Here is a 19,821-nt window from a genome sequence, read left to right as displayed (position 1 = left end):
ATATTTATTTTGTTACTTTAGATGGCAGTTCGATCGATAACCATAATAGTTTTATGTTGGACCTGTATAAGTTAAAAACAAACAAGAAGTACCAGTTTCCTTTGCTGTCCATTAACTTTATTGAATCTAATAAATAGTACTATAGTTTTAATAACTTTTTATTTTAAGGGAAAGGAAAATTAATAAAAAGCTCAACATCATGTGCTAGCTTAGGTTTAGGCCGAGCCAGCGTGCTTACATTGGCCTCTACGCCGAATCTAGGGTGTAGTTTCCATCACAAGCACGTACCTCGCAACTGATGATAGAAGGAGAAGGCTTGAGCTGCCAAACCATGTTAAGCTCCATTTTTATAATTTTATACGTAGTTTACTAAGGTTATATTCAACTGCTGGCAAATCATTGAAAACTTTTTAAATTGCACTTCTGAAATAAGCATTGAGATATTATCAACCGCGTCAGTCTCCAGCCCAACTAATATATAACCTGCTTGCTTGAGCGGCTGTGCTACTACCTTAAATACCTCGTTTAAATCTAAATCAGTATTTATATTCAAAGCCTTCAGTGAGATTGGAATGCTTTCTATTTTGCTTATTTCCTGCAACCAGTTTAGCCCTGATCCTGCCTCTTTCCAGCTTATTTTGGCGCTATAACCTATTGCAGATTGGTGAATATAACTAGCCAAAAGATTGCCCAGCTTACCCTCCTGAGCACAGTGTAAAATATATTCTTCCCTCATAACCGATTGCTCAGCTACGACTTCTTGGAAAAATTTAATACATAGCTGAGCATCCAGCACATCGCCATCGTTTAGCAAATACGATAGCTCTGTGATAGAAGGCAGCACTGCATCAATAATTTGTTGCAGCTGCGCCGATAGAGTGGCCTGCATTATGCTGATTGCACTAAAGCAATCAGAGTACAAGGTACTGGAGGAATACTGCCCTCTTCCATAGCATGCAGCTTTTCATCCACATCCATATAAAACAAAGGAATAACATCCTGATATTGCTGCAAATATTCATTCCAGCCAAACGTTTCATTTAGCTTCGTAGGTTTAATGGTTGCACCTTTAGCCAGCATTAAGCTTAAACGTGAATAGGTTGCATCAGGATTAAAGAGATTTTCATGACGCCGAAAGCGCTTATTATCGCTATTGGTTACTGATTTACTGCCGGCTGTTGAGCGAATTGTAAAGACTTTATTTTCGCCAATCATATGCCCAAAGTGATAAGCCGCCAATTCGTTTTGATGGCGGTTTGGTGATAACGCCCATACTTGTGCGGTATTGCTCAAATCTAAGAAGTTTTCTGCATGCTCTGAATAAGCATTACCAAAATAAGCAGGAATACCGTCCATACGCGCTTGGCGATAATATTCCCAACTACTGTCTGTCACTAGAACTGGTACTTTAAGTTTGATAAGTGCTTGAGCAACAGTGCGCGCGACATAATTACCACCAATGATGACTATTCCATTTGGCTTACTTTGTTGCACTTTTAGCAATTTAGCAACCAAGGTGCTGGTCAAACTTTGAAATACGACAGTGCCAATAATAACCGCAAAAACCACTGTAACGAGTTTGTTGGCATCAGCAAATCCTATACGTTCAAGGCTAAGTGCAAATAAAGAACTAACGGCAGCAGCGACAATACCACGCGGAGCAATCCATGAGAGCAATGCTTTTTCTCGCCAATCCAAATTAGAACCCAAAGTGGACAGCGCAATACAAATAGGTCGCGCCACAAATTGAATAATCACTAACAGACCTAATATAGGCCAGCCCATTTCAATCAAGGATGGTAAATCTAAACGGGCAGCTAAAATGATAAATAATGCCGAAATTAAAATCGTTGCCAGCTCTTCTTTGAAACGCAAAATATCACTGATATTAACGTCGCGCATATTGGCAAGCCAGATGCCCATCACAGTTACAGTTAACAAGCCCGACTCTTCAACCCAAGCATTAGATAAACCAAAAGCACCAATAACCAATGACAAAACAGCAAGGTTTTGCAGGTAATGTGGAATCCACACACGGCGTAACGCAACGCCTAATAAATAGCCAAATGCAACGCCCATAAATAGGCCTGCAGCGACAGTTTCAGCAAAAATAAATAGCAGATTAGTTAATGACTGGTGGTCTTGGCGCAACACAATAAAGTTAAATACCAAGACAGTAAAAATCGCACCCACGGGATCAATGACAATGCCTTCCCAGCGCAACACGCGGTTCACACTTGCTTTCGGACGCACCACTCGCATTAAAGGCGCAATCACTGTTGGCCCTGTTACGACTGTAACAGCACCAACTAAAGCCGAAAGCTCTGCAGGAAAATCTAATAACCAATAGCAGCTAAGCCCTACCACCACAAATGTAGCCAACATGCCGACACTAACAAGGTTGCGCACTACATTACCTAAGCCTTTGATCTCTGAAAACTTAAGCGTCAAAGAGCCTTCAAAAAGAATAATAGCCACTGATAAAGATACCAGTGGAAAAAGCAAACTACCGAAGGTTTCATCTGGATTTAATACGCCAGTCACAGGCCCTAGTGTTATGCCTAAAATAAGTAACGGCAAAATAGCAGGAACACGTAAGCCCCAAGCAATCCATTGTGCTATCAATGAGCCTGCACCAATAATTACAACAATCATAGAAGTCGATAACGACATAACTCTACCTTTATCCTTAAAGTAAACACGGCCAGCGCATACTAACGCTTTTATCTTTATGTTGTGACGTAAAAGTATTACTTTGTACTAATTAGATGACTAATATCTCACCTTCGCCTGCATCTCTTAACGGCCAATATGGATTCTTAGAATGGATAAATTAAATACGCTGATTTACACCACAGAGCAAGAGCTCATCGAGCGTTTTGCCGTCAGCGGCTATGACAAACAATATAATCTTTCAGAAGTGATTGGCGATCGTGATTGGCGTGTCGATTTAGATACACAAAAACTCTATTTTGCTGAGGATATCTGCTTTGACATCCAAGTACTCGGCACTTTTTCCCATGCAACAAGTACATGGCTGTGGAGCTGGGCCAATACACAATGGGAACTTCCACCTGCTTTATTAGAGCAAGCCTTGGCTTTGAAAAATTTTGGCGAAGAACATGATATCCCCATATTTACCCAAGATATGCAAGAAATTGAACAGCAACAAGTACATTTACTGGGCATGCTCAGCTCTGGAATGCTAAGTAATAGCTGCTATTACGCCGCTGACTACGGTGATGGAATTTTGTTAATGACTATCAATGACAAATCTATTGATGATGCTGATAGCGACGACTGCGCGCGAATTAGTAGTGTCTTTTCACAAACCATTTCTCTCTTTGAAATGAATCATAGAAAAGCATTCGCCCACTACCTAAGAGATAAAGGTTTTAAGGTCTGGAAAAATACCCTAGCCACTAAAAACAACCTTAGCATTCAAGCTGAATTTGATGAGTTCGACCGTTTAACCTCTTTAAGGGTGGGCTAAGATGATGCAATTAAGTGACTTTGGAATTGATGAAAACGCACTGCCTACTGGTTTTTATGAAGTGGAAGATGTTCTCATAAAAGGCTTTAAATCTTTTATTTTTATTGATTGTGAAGATGCTGAGGTGAATGCTGAAAAGCTAAAACAGTTAAGTGCTTTTTTACAACAATTAGAACAGCATATTGATAGCGCTTTTGCGGCTATAGCGGCAGAACTTAAGCATTCATCAAGCACATCCGCCCATTATCAACAACACCATTTAGAAAACATGTCTGAAGATGACAAACTAGGCTTTTTTGACACACAAAACGTCACACCAGAACTTTTCTTACAAGCATTACAGTTGACATCTATAGGCATTTATCCAGGGGATGATGATAGTTTTGCTATTGTAGATATACAACTGGATCCTGAATTTACTAACTATCTATTAAGCGTTGCCTTAACAGCTTCAGGCAAGGTAATTGATATCGTGATGGAAAGCTAAGCATGCTGGAATATGCAAATAGGTTACTGTCCATTTTGGACGAAGAAACAACAGGCTCTATACCTGAAGATGATGTATTTTTCGGGCTTTTCCAGTGTTTTATGCCAGATGCTGAAGGCATAGAGGCTGTCTTTAAACCATTAAAAAATGGCCACCTGTTGCAAGAGCGAATTTTGCCTATTTATACAGCGACCTCTCAACGTTACAAGCATTTGCTTGCTGAAGGTGCTGTACCTGGTTATTTCTGCCCTGAAGCGCAACGTAATATTGAAAACAAACTTACACAATTAGGCCAGCAGCATATAGCCTATCTAAAAGACTTTGCGTTATTTTGTAATGCCCCCGAGATTGCTCAGCAGCTTGATTCAGTACATCAAATAGAGGTTATCACTCAACCAAGAAAAAGAGCGCCTAAAACAGATGATTTAGAAAACGAGCTGTATGAACTGCTAACCGACTGGGCAATGGGGCAAGCCTTTACAGATCCGCGATTAGCACTATTGCAAGAAGCCTATTATTCTATTGCCTGCCATTACCCGCTTGCCTATTACCTACAATATCCAGCGTTCACAGATAAACCTGAGCAAGACTTTTTACGGCCTTATTTTGAATTATGGCTTAATGGTTATAGCAGTTGTTTTAGCGGTGGAAAGTTAGTTATTTATTGCTAAGTACTCGCAAATAAAAACCGACTCATTTGAGTCGGTTTTTTACTATTACTTAAGCGCCATAAGGGTTGCGTAAGATAATAGTTTCAACGCGGTCCGGGCCTGTAGATACAATATCAATGGGTGTACCAACCAAGTCTTCAATGCGCTTAATATAAGCTAATGCCGCTGCTGGTAGCTCTTTCATGTCTTTTACGCCAACAGTAGACTCACTCCAACCTGCCATTTCTTCATACACAGGGGTTAAACCAACATAGCTATCAGCATCAGTTGGCGCATCCTTTAGCAAGTTGCCTTGTGCGTCTTTATACGCCACGCAAATTTTCACGGTTTCCAAGCCATCTAATACGTCAAGTTTAGTCAAGCAAATACCTGATAGGCTGTTGATTTCAGCAGTACGACGCAAAATAACTGAGTCAAACCAACCACAACGACGCGCACGGCCTGTAGTAGCACCAAACTCATGACCTTTAGTAGCTAAGCGCTGGCCTACATCATCAAACAATTCGGTTGGGAAAGGGCCTGAACCTACACGTGTGGTATAGGCTTTAGTAATACCTAAAATGTAATCTAGGTAGAGTGGGCCAAAGCCTGAACCTGTTGCTGTGCCACCGGCAGTTGTGCTTGAGCTAGTTACGTAAGGATAAGTACCGTGGTCAATATCCAACAACGAACCTTGCGCACCTTCAAACATAATATGCGCGCCTGCTTTGCGCAGCTCGCTTAGACGTGCAGTAACATCCAAAATCATCGGCTGTAGCTCTTTTGCAAAAGCTAACGCCTCATCTAATGTTTTTTGGAAATCCACTGGCTCTACTTTGTAGTAGTTTTGCAACGTAAAGTTGTGTAGATCTAATACTTCACGCAATTTTTCAGCAAAACGCTCAGGGTTAAACAAGTCACCTACTCGTAAACCACGACGAGCTACTTTGTCTTCGTAAGCTGGGCCAATACCACGGCCTGTTGTGCCAATTTTACCTTCTTTACGGCTTGCTTCGCGGGCCTGATCCAGCGCAACGTGATAAGGGAGAATCAAAGTACAAGCTGGGCTAATACGTAAACGCTCACGTACAGGTACACCCTTTTCTTCCAGCTTAGTAATTTCTTTCATCAATGCGTCTGGAGCAACCACTACACCGTTACCGATCATACATTCTACGTTGTCACGTAAAATACCTGATGGAATTAAGTGCAAAACGGTTTTTTCGCCGTCAATTACTAAGGTGTGACCTGCGTTGTGCCCGCCTTGAAAGCGCACTACGGCAGCAGCTTGTTCGGTAAGTAGATCAACGATCTTACCCTTACCTTCATCACCCCATTGAGTGCCCAGAACGACAACATTCTTACCCATTGCATTTGCCTCTTTATGCAAATTGATAGCTAGTTTCCTAGCTCTGTAAATTTACGCTTAAGCGCGATTTAACTTAAAGTTTCAACAAGCCACTGGTTGTTTTTGAACACCAATATTCGGTCGCAACCTACTGCAGCAGCAGATTCTTGTGTTTGTTCAGGCAATGCCTGCACTACACGATGACCTTGGGCGCGCAACGCTGAAATAGCTTGCCATAATTCGTTATCTGATGAAGCTGGCGCCCAAATACTAGCGGGATATTGCGCCACTTCCATCTGTCCTAATGTTACTAAGCTTTTTAAGTCCGTAGAAAAGCCTGTTGCAGGGCGCGCACGACCAAAAACCGCACCTATATCGTCATAACGTCCACCCTGCGCAATAGCTCCACCTTGACCCAATACAAAAGCAGCAAAAACAACGCCTGTATGGTAGTGGTAACCGCGTAGCTCGCCTAAATCAAAATACATAGGCAAGCTTGGGAAACGCTGAGAAAGGGTTTCAGCTATTTGTTCAAGGTCATTTAAAGCAGCACGCACTGAGGCTGGGGCATGAGCAAAAACAGCTTTTGCTTGAGCTAGTACCTCTTGCCCACCACATAAAGTACTCAGCGCATTAAACATATGCGCATAGTCGCCGTTTAAACTGGCTGTTAACTCTTGAATTTCACAGTTTGCCTTACGCTGTAGCGCATCAAATAACTGCTGCTCAATTGTTGAACTTAAACCTGCTGCTTGCGCTAGCCCACGATAAATGCCTACATGACCTAGATCGATATGCACGTTAGGCACCTTGGCTTGTGCAAGGCATTCCAACATCAAGCTAATAACTTCAATATCAGCTGCATTACTAGCATCACCATAAACTTCGGCACCTAACTGAATAGGGCTGCGAGAAGTAGACAAAGCACGAGGTAACGCATGCACAACACTACCAGCATAGCAAAGGCGAACTGGGCCTTCGCGGCGTAAACTATGAGCATCTAAACGAGCAACTTGAGGTGTAATATCTGCTCTAAAGCCCATTTGCCGACCCGACCCAGGGTCAGTGACCTTAAAAGTACGCAGATCTAAATCTTGACCTGTACCCGTCAATAATGACTCTAAAAACTCAATATGCGGGGTAACTACATACTCGTAGCCCCATTGTTGGAATAAGTCCAACATATGACGGCGCGTTGTTTCAATCGACGCCGCTTGTGGCGGCAGAACTTCTTCGATGCCATCTGGTAATAACCAGCGGTCTACAGTTGCCATAACGCCTTCCTTCTATCAAACCATCTTTGACAGCCTATGTGCCGCCTATAGAACTTTTAACAGATGAATATAAATAATAGAGGTTAACCCTCTTGAAAATCATGCTGACTAGCCAATAGTTTCAACCAGCCCTGCGATACAAAGAGTTGCTTTAACACGATAAAATGCACAATCACCAAGATCACAAACGCAAAAAAGCCGGGCATGTTCCCGGCTTGGCTTATCATACCATGTTTTGCTGGAAGGTCACCCTTATTCAACAAGTTAAGATGAATGGATTACTCCATTCATCTTAGGCTTCATGGTTAATTACGCTTAGTATTCTCTAAATACTTAAAGAATTCATTATCTGGGCTTAGCACTAAAACATCGCTCTTATTAGCAAAGCTTTGACGATAAGCTTGCAAGCTACGAATAAAGGCATAGAACTCAGTATCTTGACCAAATGCATTAGCGTAAATGATGGTAGCTTTCGCATCTCCTTCACCACGTATTTTTTCAGCATCGCGATAAGCATCTGCTAAAATAACACGTTTTTGACGATCGGCGTCTGCACGAATACCTTCTGCAAGCTCACGACCTTGAGCACGATGCTCGCGGGCTTCACGCTCACGTTCTGTGCGCATACGTTCAAATACGCTGTTACTAACCTCATCAGGCAAGTCAATGGCCTTAACACGCACATCGATGACTTTGATGCCTAGCTCTTTCATGGCCATTTTATTCAACGAAGCCGTGATAGTGCCCATCAATTCATCACGCTGACCTGAAACTACTTCACGCAAGGTTCTTTTACCAAACTCATTACGCAAGCCTGATTCTAAGCGCTGACGTAAACGGTCATCCGCCAAGTTTCTATCACCTGAAACCGCTGTGTAGAACTGTTCTGGATTTTCAATCTGCCATTTAGCAAAGGCATCAACCATTACAGCTTTTTTCTCAGATGTTAGAAAACGCTGTTTACTCGCTTCTAAGGTTAAGATTCGACCATCAAAGATCCGCACTTGGTTAATGTAAGGTAGTTTGAAGTGCAAACCAGGCTCTACATTAGGCTCAGCAACTTTACCAAACTCAAGCAATACTGCTCTTTGTGTTTGCGTCACTATATACAAGCAATTAAAAGCTACAATAGCTAATAACGCTGCACCAATAATGGCAAAAAGAGATTTATTAGACATTAACGCATCTCCCGTGTACGAGAGCTAGGCGGCGTGATACGAGTTGCCGCATTAGTGCTGCTAGCTGACGATTGAGTTGCCGCATTAGCAGCTGGCTCAGTATAGATACTGCTAGCTGATGGATTTACGGTCCGTGCAGGGCGATTTTCTAGCATTTTATCCAGTGGTAAATACAGCAAGCTGTTTTTACCTTGATCACCAGAAATCATCACCTTGCTTGTACTACTTAATACATCTTGCATAGTTTCAATATACATACGCTGACGAGTGACTTCAGGCGCCTTGCGATATTCTGCATACAGTTGATTAAAGCGCTGCGCTTCACCTTCTGCTTTAGCTACCACCTCATCACGATAACCTTGTGCATCTTCTAACAAACGTTGAGCTTGACCACGTGCTTCCGGCACTATGCCTCGAGCATAGGTATCTGCTTGGTTTTTCTCACGCTGTTCGTCTTCACGAGCACGAATAACATCATCAAAGGCATCTTGCACTGCACCTGGCGCCTGAGCATTCTGCACGTTTACCTGAGTAACAGAAATACCTGTGCCATAGTTATCCATAAAGGTTTGCAGACGCACTTGAGTATCAGTTGCCAGTATTGCACGACCACTAACAATAACTTGGTCCATACTCATAGAACCTGCTACATGACGCAAGGCACTATCTGTTGCCTGCTCTAAACTACGCTCAGGATCAGCTACATTAAGCACAAACTTTTTAACATCAGATATTTTATACTGAACGGTTAAAGGTACTTCTACAATATTTTCATCTTCAGTCAGCATCTGCCCTGTTGACGAATAACTGCGTTCTTTCGTTGTGTTTTCTTGAAACTTTTTATCCATTGGCGGAAAGTAAATATGCAAACCAGGACCTACGGTGTCATGATATTTACCAAAACGCAGTACAACAGCTTGCTCTTGCTGATCAACTACATAAACACAGTTATATAGCCATACGCCAAGTACTATTAAGATAGCAATAATCGCTATTCCAACGCCGCCCTGCTTAGGTAACCCACTACCGCCAGATCCAGAGCCGCTTTTGCCTTTCTTACCGAAAAGGCTAGTCACGCCATCTTGCAGCTTGCGTAAGGTTTCGTCCAAGTCATTTTGGCTTGGGCGCTCATTATTCTTTTTCCCCTTGTCTGAGTTTCCCCAAGGGTCTTTATCATTTGAGTTGCCACCCGGTTCATTCCAGGCCATAACACTCTCCATTTAGCAAGGTACACATACATAACAACCTTGTATCTTAATCAAAAAGATACATTTTAATCTAGGCAAAAATACCTATTTGATTGCATAAGTTTGTAGAAAGGTTTCGATTTCAAATTGCTCGTGACTGAGTAATCGGTTTAAGTCAATTTTAGGCATGCGAAGCGTTAAAATGCTTTCACCTGACTCTGAGAATTGCTCTTGCTGTACAGCACCTAATGCAAACAGCTTACCTCGCACCCTACCTAACTTCTGAGGTAGGCACAACGTACCTGTATAGATTTCTTCACCTAATAACTCCGACATAGCCTGAGCTATTAAAATTAAGCCTTGATTATGCATGGCACTAACCCAAACTCGCACTGGTTTGCCATCTGCATCTCGTTGTATATGAGCCGGTACATCTGATAATAAATCAATTTTATTATAGATTTCCAAAGTAGGAATATCTTTTGCACCAATTTCATCAAGTACTGTATGAACTTGCACTATGTGCTCATCACGCTCAAGCGATGCTGCATCTATAACATGTAAGAGTAAATCAGCATTCGCTGATTCCTCTAATGTTGCTCTAAAGGCTTCGACTAATTTATGCGGCAAATGCCGAATAAATCCAACAGTGTCCGTTAAGGTGATAGGTCCGACATCAGGTAAATGATAGCGCCGCACCGTAGGATCAAGCGTCGCAAAAAGCTGGTCGGCTGCGTAGACTTCCTCTTGCGTCAAACTATTAAACAGCGTGGATTTTCCAGCATTGGTATAACCTACAATAGAAACGGCCGGAATCTCTGCACGCTTACGCGCGCGACGTGCTAATTCACGCTGATTGCGTACCTTCTCTAAACGCGCTTTAATTTGCTGCACCCGTATGCGCAACAAGCGACGATCGCTCTCTAACTGTGTTTCGCCTGGTCCACGCAAACCAATACCGCCTTGCTGGCGGCTAAGGTAGGTGCGACTATGCACCAAACGGGAAGATATATGCTCAAGCTGAGCCAGTTCGACTTGCAACTTGCCTTCGTGCGTATTCGCACGCTGGGCAAAAATATCAAGAATAAGCCCAACACGATCAATCACACGACATTCTAATTCGCGTGACAAATTGCGTTCTTGGCTAGGCGTTAATGCATGGTTAAAAATGACTAAGTCAACTTCTAACTCTTGCACTAAAAAACGTAACTCATCAACCTTACCACTGCCAATTAAAAACCGAGCAGTTGGCTGATGACGAGAGACAGTAACAAAGCGGGCAACTTGCGCGCCCGCTGAGGTTACTAATTCGAGGAATTCATGCGGATCTTCTCGCAGCTGGGGATCATTTCCTTCCAGATGAACTAAAATTACCCGCTCAGCATGTGCGCTTTGATGATCCAATGCAGCCTCAACTTAGATTAAAGGTTACCTACTTCTGCCTCATCTTCAGTTGGTAGACGTACTGGACGGCTAGGCACAACTGTTGAAATAGCATGTTTGTAAACCATTTGACTTACGGTGTTTTTCAATAAAATTACAAACTGATCGAAAGACTCAATCTGACCTTGTAATTTAATACCATTTACTAAATAAATAGAAACTGGTACGCGTTCCTTACGAAGGATGTTTAAGTAAGGGTCTTGTAGTGTGTGCCCTTTTGACATGAGCGCTACTCCTTAAGAGGAAAATATTATTAAACTATTTATAAAAAACTGCTAAAGCCTAAGATGGGGCATTATTAAGCAGTTTCAAGGCAGTTGATAAATTATCAGTTGCCAAACTATCCAACCAATGTGCATCAGACCAACTGCGCAGCCAAGTAAATTGGCGCTTTGCTAGTTGACGCGTTGCTGCTATACCACGAGCCTGCATTTCATCGAAACTACAATCGCCATCGAGATATTCCCAAACTTGGCGATATCCTACTGCCCGCATAGATGGCAACCCCATATGTAGATCACCGCGAGCACGTAATTTCTGGACCTCTTCAATAAAACCTTGTTGCAACATAAGTTGAAAACGTTGCGCAATACGTTCATGCAAAACGCTGCGCTCTAATGGCGCAATAGCAAACGTCTTAACAGTATAAGGTAAATTTCGTTTGCCTGCTTGTTCTTGACGTTGTTTTTCTAACTTTTGCTGCATTAAATGCCAACTCATACTCTTTCCGCTTAGGTGCCATATTTCTAAAGCACGAATAATGCGCTGGGTATCATTAATATTAATGCGTGCTGCTGAATCAGCATCCACTTTTTCTAATTCAGCATGTAACCAAGCTAAACCTTGTTCTTGTAGCTGTTGCTCAAGCATGGCTCTCACCTCTAATGAGGTTTCTGGCATAGTAGCAATGCCTTCAAACAAGGTTTTGTAATACAGCATAGTCCCGCCAACCAATAGAGGAATTCGCCCTTGTGCTGTGCTTTTAGCCATTAAGGCTAAGGCATCGCTTCTAAATTGGGCGGCGGAGTAACTTTCTATTGGATCTAAAATATCCACCAAAGCATGTGGATATTTTTTTAGCTCATCTGCGCTTGGTTTAGCCGTGCCAATATCCATTTGCCTATAGATTAATGCCGAATCGACACTAATTAAGTCGCAAGGTAGCACCTCACTTAAAGCCATTGCCAAGTTGGTTTTCCCTGAGGCGGTTGGCCCCATTAGAAAAATGACCGGCGGAAACTGCTGCATAACTAACCTTATTGCGCCAAAATACGCGTCAACGATGGATCTTTAAAGACACGTACCAAGGCATCAGAAAGCGCTTCTGCTATAACACGTTCATTTTTCTCTTGATTAGGTGCCACGACAAAACCACGTTCTATATTAGCATTATAGCTTCCCGTAAAGTTTTGCCCCAACTTATGCGCTGTTGCTTTAAATTGGGCAGTCACTATCACTTTATTAGCCACATTGGAGTTATTTGGCACTTTATAGGTTAGGCTTTCCAAACTCACAACAAGCTCAGCACCATTAGTAGGCTGGCTTACCGGAATAAAACCTTGTTGACGTAACACGGTATCAATTTCAGCACGTAGACGAGGAAGAATACGCTCGGCTTTGACAGATACTGTACTAGTATCCGCATAGCTACCACCGCGTGAGCCTAAAACGGGAGATGGACGGTTATCCATAACACTAACATAGACTTGCTGACCATTAGCTACACGCGAAAACTGCTCTGTAATTTGTGGCTGAGGGGCAAGTGTTTGTGGACTTAAGCCACAACCAGACAAGCCAATAAAAGCCAATATCACACCTGCAAATACTCTTTTTTTTGACATTTTGCCGCTCCGTTATCAATCATGCTGCCCAGTATATCAATAGTCATTCCAACTACCTATGCTAGACACCAAATTATCCAAGTCTTTCGTTTTCAAGCATTTTGCCTGCCAATTAGACCAATGATTGTCTTTGATATTCGACTTTTGAATAAATAAAAAATCCTTTAGGGAATCGTTTTTTGTAAAATCATCGTTATAATGTTAGCCCGACAATAAACGACGATTAGTTACAGTCACTCTGCTAACTGCAGATTTACACCTAGTCGCCTGCTTATGCCGTTATTAATTTAGCCTTCGTCATAAGGAGCCCTGTAAGGTGCTCTTGTATGACAATCCACGTCCATGTTTTATCAAATCATGGGTAAATGGTTTCACAACTTCATAAAAGTGTGGCAAATGATGAAGAGTTTAGCGTTTCTATCTCACGCAAAACCTCCTATAGCTTTACTGCTAATTAATTGCCGTTTTATGAATCACACTGCAAGTTTTTAGCATCCTTTGCTTTTGCATTCTGGAGAATCGCTAATGGCGCAAGATAATCACGCAACGTTGGACGTCCTGCTCGTCGGAGCTGGCGTCATGAGTTCAACGCTGTCCGTTTTACTTAAAGAGCTTGATCCAAGCCTTACCATGGAGATCGTGGAACAAATGGAAGCTGGAGCACTGGAAAGCTCCAACCCGTGGAACAACGCTGGCACCGGTCACGCGGGTTTATGCGAATTAAATTACACACCGCAAGCCAATGATGGTTCTATTTCTCCCAACAAAGCGATCAATATCAACGCCAAATTCGAAGAATCCAAACAGTTCTGGGCTCACTTAGTTGAGACAGGCATCTTCGGTGATCCACGCAACTTTATTACTCCTGTACCTCATATGAGTTTTGTACAAGAGGAAAAAGATATTCCATTCCTCAAAAAGCGCTTCGAGGTAATGAAAGAACACCACGCTTTTAGCGAAATGGAGTACACCGATGACTTCACCACTCTACAAGAGTGGATGCCATTAATGATGAAGGGGCGCGACCCTCAACAAAAAATGGCTGCAACTCGTGTAGTGCATGGCTCTGACGTGAACTTTGGTGGACTTACTCGCCAACTGTTAGATTATTTAGCCCAGCAACCAGGTACTAAACAGTCATACCGCCAAAAAGTCGTTGCCATCAAGCGCATTGACGGCATTTGGCATGTTACGAGCAAAAACCTAGACACAGGCGCTAAACGCGATATTCAAGCGCGCTTTCTGTTCTTAGGTGCTGGTGGCGCAGCGCTAACCCTGCTGCAGAAATCTGGTATTCCTGAAGGCAAAATCTATGGCGGCTTCCCAGTTAGCGGCCAGTGGTTGCGCTGCGATAATCCTGATATTGCTGCATTACATAAAGCCAAGGTCTACAGCCTTGCTGGCGTTGATGCACCGCCTATGTCAGTACCACACTTAGACACACGCGTAGTTGATGGTAAAACTTCGCTACTGTTTGGCCCTTTTGCTGGATTTACGACAAAATTCTTGAAAAATGGCTCATTTACCGACTTATTCTTCTCGGTACGCCCAAGCAATTTAAAACCCATGTTATGCGTTGCTCGCGACAATATGGATTTAACCAAGTACCTCATCAGTGAAGTGCGCCAAACATTTAATCAACGCCTTGATGCGTTACGCAAATTCTATCCTGAGCTGGATCCTAAAGATTGGCGCATTGAAATTGCAGGTCAGCGCGTACAAATCATCAAAAAAGATGCAGATAAAGGTGGTTCTTTACAATTTGGGACTGAGCTTGTTGCGTCTGAAGATGGCAGCCTCGCAGCTCTACTAGGCGCTTCGCCTGGGGCTTCTGTAGCTGTTTCTGTAATGCTTGATTTAATTAAGCGTTGCTTTGCTGACAAGCTAGCCTCTGATGAATGGCAAGAGAAACTCAATAAGATTTTCCCTGCACCACTAAAAGAGCTAGAAACCAATGCACAGCTGTACCACCAAGTACAGGCTCGTTCAAACAGCTTACTCAAGCTGGCATAAAACAAAAAAGCCGAACTTAGTGTTCGGCTTTTTTATCTACAACAACTGATCTATAAAACTGGCACGTTTATTTCTTACTTGAGGCGACTAGTTTGAACTGACCCCATTTTTTATATATACCAGCAAGAATTTGGCCGAGTACCTGTGAATGCAACAGCTCCAAATTCAGCTAAAATAGGAACAATATAAGTAATACAACGAACATTTTTATTTAATGCCCTTGTTGTCTTACATAGTTCCCCACCCTGCTCATCACCTTGGCTACCACCTAAAGGAACGGGTGAGTTTATATCATGCTTGTTTTCATGCAGATATGTATTGGCTGCAGTAAAAGCATCTATTGATATATAGATAGCATTGTTATTAGATGAATCTAAAACAACACATTCCTCAGTTACCTCTTTAATAGAAAACTCTTTGCCTAAAGCATTATCTGGCGTCCTATATACATTTCCCTTTTTTAAAGCCTTTAACTTTAATAGAATTTCTGAATTGTCCATAATAGTTTTCTTATGTATACCTAGTAAGTTATTTTGCTTGCTTAATCACGGAAGTTATTAAACTGTAATGGCATGCCTAATGATTGGCCTCGAAGTAATGCCATAACTTCTTGCAAGTCATCGCGTTTTTTTCCTGTGACACGTACTTGCTCACCCTGAATAGCCGCCTGTACTTTAATTTTGCTGTCTTTAATTAAGCCAACAATTTTTTTGGCTAATTCTTTATCAATACCTTCACGAACCGTCAGCTCTTGCTTAACCACCTTACCTGAAGCATAAGGCTCTTTAAGCTCTACACATTGAATATCTATTTTACGTTTGGTGAGTGAAATATTAATTATCTCTACCACCTGTTGTAGCATAAAATCAGCCTCAGCTGTCAGAGTGATTTCTTTTTCCTTGCATTCAATTGTAGCTTTTCCACGCAGGTCATACCGGCGCTCTAGCTCTTTTTCAGCATTATCTACAGCGTTCTGTAGCTCGTGTTTATCAATCTCTGAAACAATGTCAAATGATGGCATAACTCACCTATTAATTTTTACAAATCTCACACAGATAGCCTAAACCTCAGGCGCAATAAGTGCTATTGTATTCGCTCTATTTCAAAACTAACCAGTTAATGTAATCAATGAACGCACCATGGCATATTTTAGGCGCTGGTAGTCTTGGTTGTTTGTGGGCAGCCCGCCTACAGCAACATCTTGATACCCGCCTGATCCTGCGTAATAAAGCGCAGTTAAAAGCATTCCAAAAACATGCTTCCATTCAACTGTTTGATTCCCCACTTGCTGTCGAACCAAGCGTACACCAAGTTAAAGCTGAATTAGCTAGCGCCAAAGACACTATCACTAAGTTGGTGCTCTGCACAAAAGCCTATGATGCCTTAGATGCCGTTAAAAGCGTAGCCCATCGTTTCACTGATAAAACACAAATAGTGTTATTGCAAAACGGTGTAGGTAGTCAACAGGCCATTCAGCAGGCTTTTCCTCATATTCGTTTAATTGCCTGCGCAACAACCGAAGGCGCTTATTTAAAAGAGCCCTTCTGCGTTATTTGGGCGGGTCATGGTGTTACTCGCCTAGGTGACTTTGGTGAACCCAAGGCGCAACCGCAGTGGTTAGACGAATGGAAAAGTGCCGGTTTTAATTATGACTGGACTGACGATATTGAAACCACCCTATGGCGCAAACTAGGTGTTAATTGCATTATTAACTCATTAACTGCGTTACATGAATGCTCTAACGGCGAACTAACCCGACCACAAAATATGGTCAACCTGCTCGCTTATGATTTGCAAGATTTAATGATTGCCGCTAAACAGCCTAAAGCCGCTGCTGATTTGCACGCTTTAGTTTGGCAAGTCATTGAGGATACCTCACGTAATCAATCCTCAATGCTACAAGATATCAAACGGGGCAGACGCACAGAAATGCAATATATGATTGGCTACGCCTACGAAAAAGCCAAGCAACTTGACGTTGAAATGCCAGCCGTTCGAAAGATCTATCAACAGTTATGCGAAAAAATTGACAGCTTAGGTCTACCAGTAAACTGAGGATGCTATGGGATATCGTTTAAGCAAAATTTATACACGTACAGGCGATCAAGGAACGACTGGTCTGGCTGATGGTAGCCGTGTTAGTAAAGCACATCCACGTATTGAAGCCATAGGTGAAATAGATACTGTAAACAGCCAACTTGGGCTATTACTGGCTCATCTCACAGAGGATCTTGTGATGTGGCCTGGCTTAAACGAAATCATTGTGCTTTTGCATGAATGCCAGCATCGTTTATTTGAAATAGGTGGTGAGCTGGCCATGCCGGGTTATGAAAGCCTTTCCCAAGCAGATATAGAATTGCTTGAGCAAAAATTGGATGAATGGAATCAAGAGGTAGGTCCTTTAGAGGAGTTTATCTTACCTGCTGGTTCTATTGCTATTGCGCAATCCCATATCTGCCGTAGCAGTGCACGTAGCGCAGAACGACGCTGTGCTTTGCTGCATGAACAAGAGCCCATTCGCAGCGAGCTTCTTAGTTATATCAATCGTTTATCTGATGTTTTCTTTGTTGTCGCTCGCTTAATTGGTAAGCGACAACATATCAACGAGGTACTATGGCAACCACGCGTTTAAGTGACTGGCCATAGGCTACGAATAGCGGCGATACCTTGAGCGCCGCTTTTTTGTGCTTGGGCAACATCTTCAGCAGCTAAGCCACCTAAAACAAACACGGGCATCTTTGCTTGACTTATAAGTTCTTGCACTTTCGTCCACCCTAATGGATTAATATCAGGATGAGTGGCTGTTGCCAAAACAGGTGATAAGGTCACAAAGTCGACCGCTAATTGGTTAGCTAACGCTATTTCATGCGCGTTATGGCAGGAAGCTGCTAACAAGCCATTTTTAATGATTTTTTGCTGAGCAAAATATTGTAATTGCTGGCTGGTTAAATGCCAAATTAGCTGCGGGTAATAGGTCCAAGGGGCATTTTCACTTTTTACCGCCAAGCGCGCTCCTGCGCCATCACATAAGCTCAGTAAAGGTTCAATTAAATCCTGATAGGCTTTAGTTGATCGTTGTGGATCACGCCATTGAATCAGTTTTATACCTTGTTCTAGTAACCTAGCGACACCTGCTAACACCTGAGTATCCGTTAAACCATGGGGCGTAATAGCATAATGTTTTGGCAATTGCGCGGCCTGCACTATAGCTGCGTTGGCTGCTGGAAATTCATAGTCTGTTAGCGCTTGCTGCTCAACCCATTTAATCGGCTGCCCTTCTTTTCCGGAAGGTTCTCCTAAAAAAGCTGTGACTTCATGCACATCTAACAGTACTGTTAGCTCTGGATATGTATGGCGCACTTGAATAAGCGGATGGCTTTGCTGAACACTAATTCCAAGCTCTTCTTCCAGCTCTCGCTTTAATGCCTGCGTAACTGTCTCACCTTGCTCTACTTTACCACCTGGGAACTCCCACAAGCCGCCCTGATGTTTCTTTTTCGCACGAAATGACAATAGTACCTGTTGCTGAGCATTTCTAATCACTGCAACAGCTACATGCAATGCTTGACTCATGTTTTCTCCTAACCTACTGCTGGCTAATTAGCAGTAGGTGTGATGAGTTAAGAACGATAATCAGCGTTAATTCGGACGTACTCGTAAGATAAATCTGTGGTCCACAAGGTTTCGCTAAAAGTACCGCGTGCCAATTCAATACGAATGCTAATTTCAGCTTGCTGCATAATTGCAGCCCCCTGCTCCTCGGTATAACTAGCCGCACGACCGCCAGACTCAACAATCTGAACATCATCTAAATAAATATCTACCTGACGGCTATCTAAATCGGGCACACCTGCATAGCCTACAGCGCAAGCAATACGTCCCCAGTTTGGATCAGAAGCAAAAAGAGCCGTTTTAATTAAAGGCGAGTGCGCAATAGCATAAGCCACATCCAAGCATTCTTGAGCTGTTTTTCCGCCATTAACCTGCACTGTTACAAACTTAGTAGCACCTTCACCGTCGCGCACAATGGCTTGTGCTAACTCTTTAGCTAAGTCGATTAGTTGCTCACGAAACAATTCATATAGTTTGGTAGTTGTATCCGTGATTTTATCGGCACTCGCTTTACCTGTGGCAACCACAATAAAGGAGTCGTTAGTTGAGGTATCGCCATCAATACTGATGCGGTTAAAGGACTTATTAGCCACTTCTTTAATCAGCGATTGCAATAGTTTTTGCTCAATACCTATATCTGTTGCGATATAACCCAACATAGTTGCCATGTTAGGACGTATCATGCCAGCGCCTTTACTCATACCAGTAAGCGTAAAGGTGACGCCATTATGCTGAAACTGACGACTGGCTGCTTTAGGCAAGGTATCAGTCGTCATTATCCCTTCAGCGGCGTGCGCCCAGTTATTTGGTTTTAAGTCGGCCAAGGCTGCATCTAAGGCGTTAGTAATTTTTTCCACAGGTAGCGGCTCACCAATAACACCTGTAGAAAAAGGCAAAATTTGTTCTGCAGTAACACCTACACGCTCAGCCAAAGCAGAGCAAACTTGCTGCGCTGCTTGTAAACCGAGTTCTCCCGTTGCCGCATTTGCATTTCCTGTATTAACCACAAGGTATGCAATCTCATTTTCTTTACGCGCTTTGCATAACTGAACGGGCGCTGCGCAAAATGCGTTCTGTGTATAGACGCCAGCTACACTTGAGCCTTGAGCACAGCGCATAACTACCACATCTTTGCGACCCTCTTTCTTAATGCCTGCACTGGCTATGCCTAACTCAAAGCCTGCTACAGGATGCAGGGTTGCCAATGGTGCTAAACCTACCGCCATGCTGATCTCCTTGATGTTATCAGCCAAAAATGAAAACGCCGCATAACCAGTATGCGGCGCTAATTTACT

General features: G+C 42.7%; 20 protein-coding genes. 6 read left to right on the top strand and 14 right to left on the bottom strand.

Annotated features, from left to right (window positions below; all coding sequences use genetic code 11):
• Positions 1 to 355 precede the first annotated feature (355 nt).
• Together VQ643_RS11670 and VQ643_RS11665 are read right to left on the bottom strand one after the other, a co-directional pair.
• Positions 356 to 814 (bottom strand): hypothetical protein, encoded by a 459-nt coding sequence (locus tag VQ643_RS11670; protein ID WP_414199963.1) that lies wholly within the window; start codon positions 812 to 814, stop codon positions 356 to 358.
• 74 nt (positions 815 to 888) lie between these two features.
• Positions 889 to 2,673: a cation:proton antiporter gene (locus tag VQ643_RS11665; RefSeq protein ID WP_414199962.1), complete on the bottom strand. Its 1,785-nt coding sequence runs from the start codon at positions 2,671 to 2,673 to the stop codon at positions 889 to 891.
• Between the two features lie 151 nt (positions 2,674 to 2,824).
• Here VQ643_RS11665 and VQ643_RS11660 point away from each other — a divergent pair, with 151 nt between their 5' ends.
• The 3 genes from VQ643_RS11660 to VQ643_RS11650 are packed head-to-tail and all read left to right on the top strand — an operon-like array spanning position 2,825 to position 4,651.
• Positions 2,825 to 3,493, top strand: coding sequence for a DUF6882 domain-containing protein (locus VQ643_RS11660; protein WP_414199961.1), 669 nt, complete (start codon positions 2,825 to 2,827; stop codon positions 3,491 to 3,493).
• A 1-nt stretch (position 3,494) separates the two neighbouring features.
• Positions 3,495 to 3,980, top strand: coding sequence for a DUF2004 domain-containing protein (locus VQ643_RS11655; protein WP_414199960.1), 486 nt, complete (start codon positions 3,495 to 3,497; stop codon positions 3,978 to 3,980).
• 2 nt (positions 3,981 to 3,982) lie between these two features.
• A complete protein-coding gene (locus tag VQ643_RS11650; RefSeq protein ID WP_414199959.1) occupies positions 3,983 to 4,651 on the top strand; it encodes a hypothetical protein in 669 nt (222 codons plus the stop codon).
• A 49-nt stretch (positions 4,652 to 4,700) separates the two neighbouring features.
• On the opposite strand, the gene VQ643_RS11645 is transcribed toward VQ643_RS11650, so the two are convergent.
• The 8 genes from VQ643_RS11645 to VQ643_RS11610 all read right to left on the bottom strand — a co-directional run bounded on the left by VQ643_RS11645 (position 4,701) and on the right by VQ643_RS11610 (position 12,901).
• Positions 4,701 to 5,999 carry an adenylosuccinate synthase gene (locus tag VQ643_RS11645; protein ID WP_414199958.1) on the bottom strand — a complete coding sequence of 433 codons (1,299 nt, stop codon included), beginning with the start codon at positions 5,997 to 5,999 and terminating at the stop codon, positions 4,701 to 4,703.
• Positions 6,000 to 6,067: 68 nt separating this feature from the next.
• The gene (locus tag VQ643_RS11640) at positions 6,068 to 7,252 is read right to left on the bottom strand and encodes an ATP phosphoribosyltransferase regulatory subunit (RefSeq protein WP_414199957.1); all 1,185 of its coding nucleotides are present in this window, start codon (positions 7,250 to 7,252) and stop codon (positions 6,068 to 6,070) included.
• Positions 7,253 to 7,557: 305 nt separating this feature from the next.
• Entirely contained in the window at positions 7,558 to 8,430 is an 873-nt protein-coding gene (hflC, locus tag VQ643_RS11635; protein ID WP_414199956.1) for a protease modulator HflC, read from the bottom strand.
• Positions 8,430 to 9,638, bottom strand: coding sequence for an FtsH protease activity modulator HflK (gene hflK / locus VQ643_RS11630; RefSeq protein WP_414199955.1), 1,209 nt, complete (start codon positions 9,636 to 9,638; stop codon positions 8,430 to 8,432). The genes hflC and hflK overlap by 1 nt, the downstream gene beginning before the upstream one ends.
• An 84-nt stretch (positions 9,639 to 9,722) precedes the next feature.
• The gene (gene hflX, locus VQ643_RS11625; protein WP_414199954.1) at positions 9,723 to 11,021 is read right to left on the bottom strand and encodes a ribosome rescue GTPase HflX; all 1,299 of its coding nucleotides are present in this window, start codon (positions 11,019 to 11,021) and stop codon (positions 9,723 to 9,725) included.
• A 17-nt stretch (positions 11,022 to 11,038) separates the two neighbouring features.
• Complete coding sequence (gene hfq, locus VQ643_RS11620; protein WP_414199953.1) at positions 11,039 to 11,284, bottom strand: RNA chaperone Hfq; 246 nt, start codon at positions 11,282 to 11,284, stop codon at positions 11,039 to 11,041.
• A 58-nt stretch (positions 11,285 to 11,342) separates the two neighbouring features.
• Complete coding sequence (miaA, locus tag VQ643_RS11615; RefSeq protein ID WP_414199952.1) at positions 11,343 to 12,308, bottom strand: tRNA (adenosine(37)-N6)-dimethylallyltransferase MiaA; 966 nt, start codon at positions 12,306 to 12,308, stop codon at positions 11,343 to 11,345.
• A gap of 8 nt (positions 12,309 to 12,316) precedes the next feature.
• Positions 12,317 to 12,901, bottom strand: a complete 585-nt coding sequence (locus VQ643_RS11610; RefSeq protein WP_414199951.1) for a YajG family lipoprotein — start codon at positions 12,899 to 12,901, stop codon at positions 12,317 to 12,319.
• Between the two features lie 525 nt (positions 12,902 to 13,426).
• Here VQ643_RS11610 and mqo point away from each other — a divergent pair.
• Positions 13,427 to 14,914, top strand: a complete 1,488-nt coding sequence (mqo, locus tag VQ643_RS11605) for a malate dehydrogenase (quinone) (RefSeq protein ID WP_414199950.1) — start codon at positions 13,427 to 13,429, stop codon at positions 14,912 to 14,914.
• A 110-nt stretch (positions 14,915 to 15,024) separates the two neighbouring features.
• On the opposite strand, the gene VQ643_RS11600 is transcribed toward mqo, so the two are convergent.
• Together VQ643_RS11600 and VQ643_RS11595 are read right to left on the bottom strand one after the other, a co-directional pair.
• Positions 15,025 to 15,414 carry a hypothetical protein gene (locus tag VQ643_RS11600; protein WP_414199949.1) on the bottom strand — a complete coding sequence of 130 codons (390 nt, stop codon included), beginning with the start codon at positions 15,412 to 15,414 and terminating at the stop codon, positions 15,025 to 15,027.
• A gap of 41 nt (positions 15,415 to 15,455) precedes the next feature.
• Complete coding sequence (locus VQ643_RS11595) at positions 15,456 to 15,935, bottom strand: YajQ family cyclic di-GMP-binding protein (protein WP_414199948.1); 480 nt, start codon at positions 15,933 to 15,935, stop codon at positions 15,456 to 15,458.
• A 107-nt stretch (positions 15,936 to 16,042) separates the two neighbouring features.
• Here VQ643_RS11595 and VQ643_RS11590 point away from each other — a divergent pair, with 107 nt between their 5' ends.
• On the top strand, positions 16,043 to 16,969 hold the full coding sequence (locus tag VQ643_RS11590) for a 2-dehydropantoate 2-reductase (protein WP_414199947.1): 927 nt from the start codon (positions 16,043 to 16,045) through the stop codon (positions 16,967 to 16,969).
• Between the two features lie 7 nt (positions 16,970 to 16,976).
• Positions 16,977 to 17,546, top strand: a complete 570-nt coding sequence (locus VQ643_RS11585) for a cob(I)yrinic acid a,c-diamide adenosyltransferase (RefSeq protein ID WP_414199946.1) — start codon at positions 16,977 to 16,979, stop codon at positions 17,544 to 17,546.
• On the opposite strand, the gene VQ643_RS11580 is transcribed toward VQ643_RS11585, so the two are convergent.
• Positions 17,543 to 18,487 (bottom strand): Nudix family hydrolase, encoded by a 945-nt coding sequence (locus VQ643_RS11580; RefSeq protein WP_414199945.1) that lies wholly within the window; start codon positions 18,485 to 18,487, stop codon positions 17,543 to 17,545. The two genes, VQ643_RS11585 and VQ643_RS11580, sit on opposite strands and share 4 nt — an antisense overlap.
• A gap of 47 nt (positions 18,488 to 18,534) precedes the next feature.
• On the bottom strand, positions 18,535 to 19,752 hold the full coding sequence (gene argJ, locus VQ643_RS11575) for a bifunctional glutamate N-acetyltransferase/amino-acid acetyltransferase ArgJ (protein WP_414199944.1): 1,218 nt from the start codon (positions 19,750 to 19,752) through the stop codon (positions 18,535 to 18,537).
• Between the last annotated feature and the right edge of the window lie 69 nt (positions 19,753 to 19,821).

The sequence above is a fragment of the Pseudomonas sp. F1_0610 genome, assembly GCF_047470865.1.
Taxonomy (GTDB): Bacteria; Pseudomonadota; Gammaproteobacteria; order Pseudomonadales; family Pseudomonadaceae; genus JAZDRH01.
Note: the sequence above shows the minus strand (reverse complement) of the source record. Positions and strands in the feature narration are given on the sequence as shown.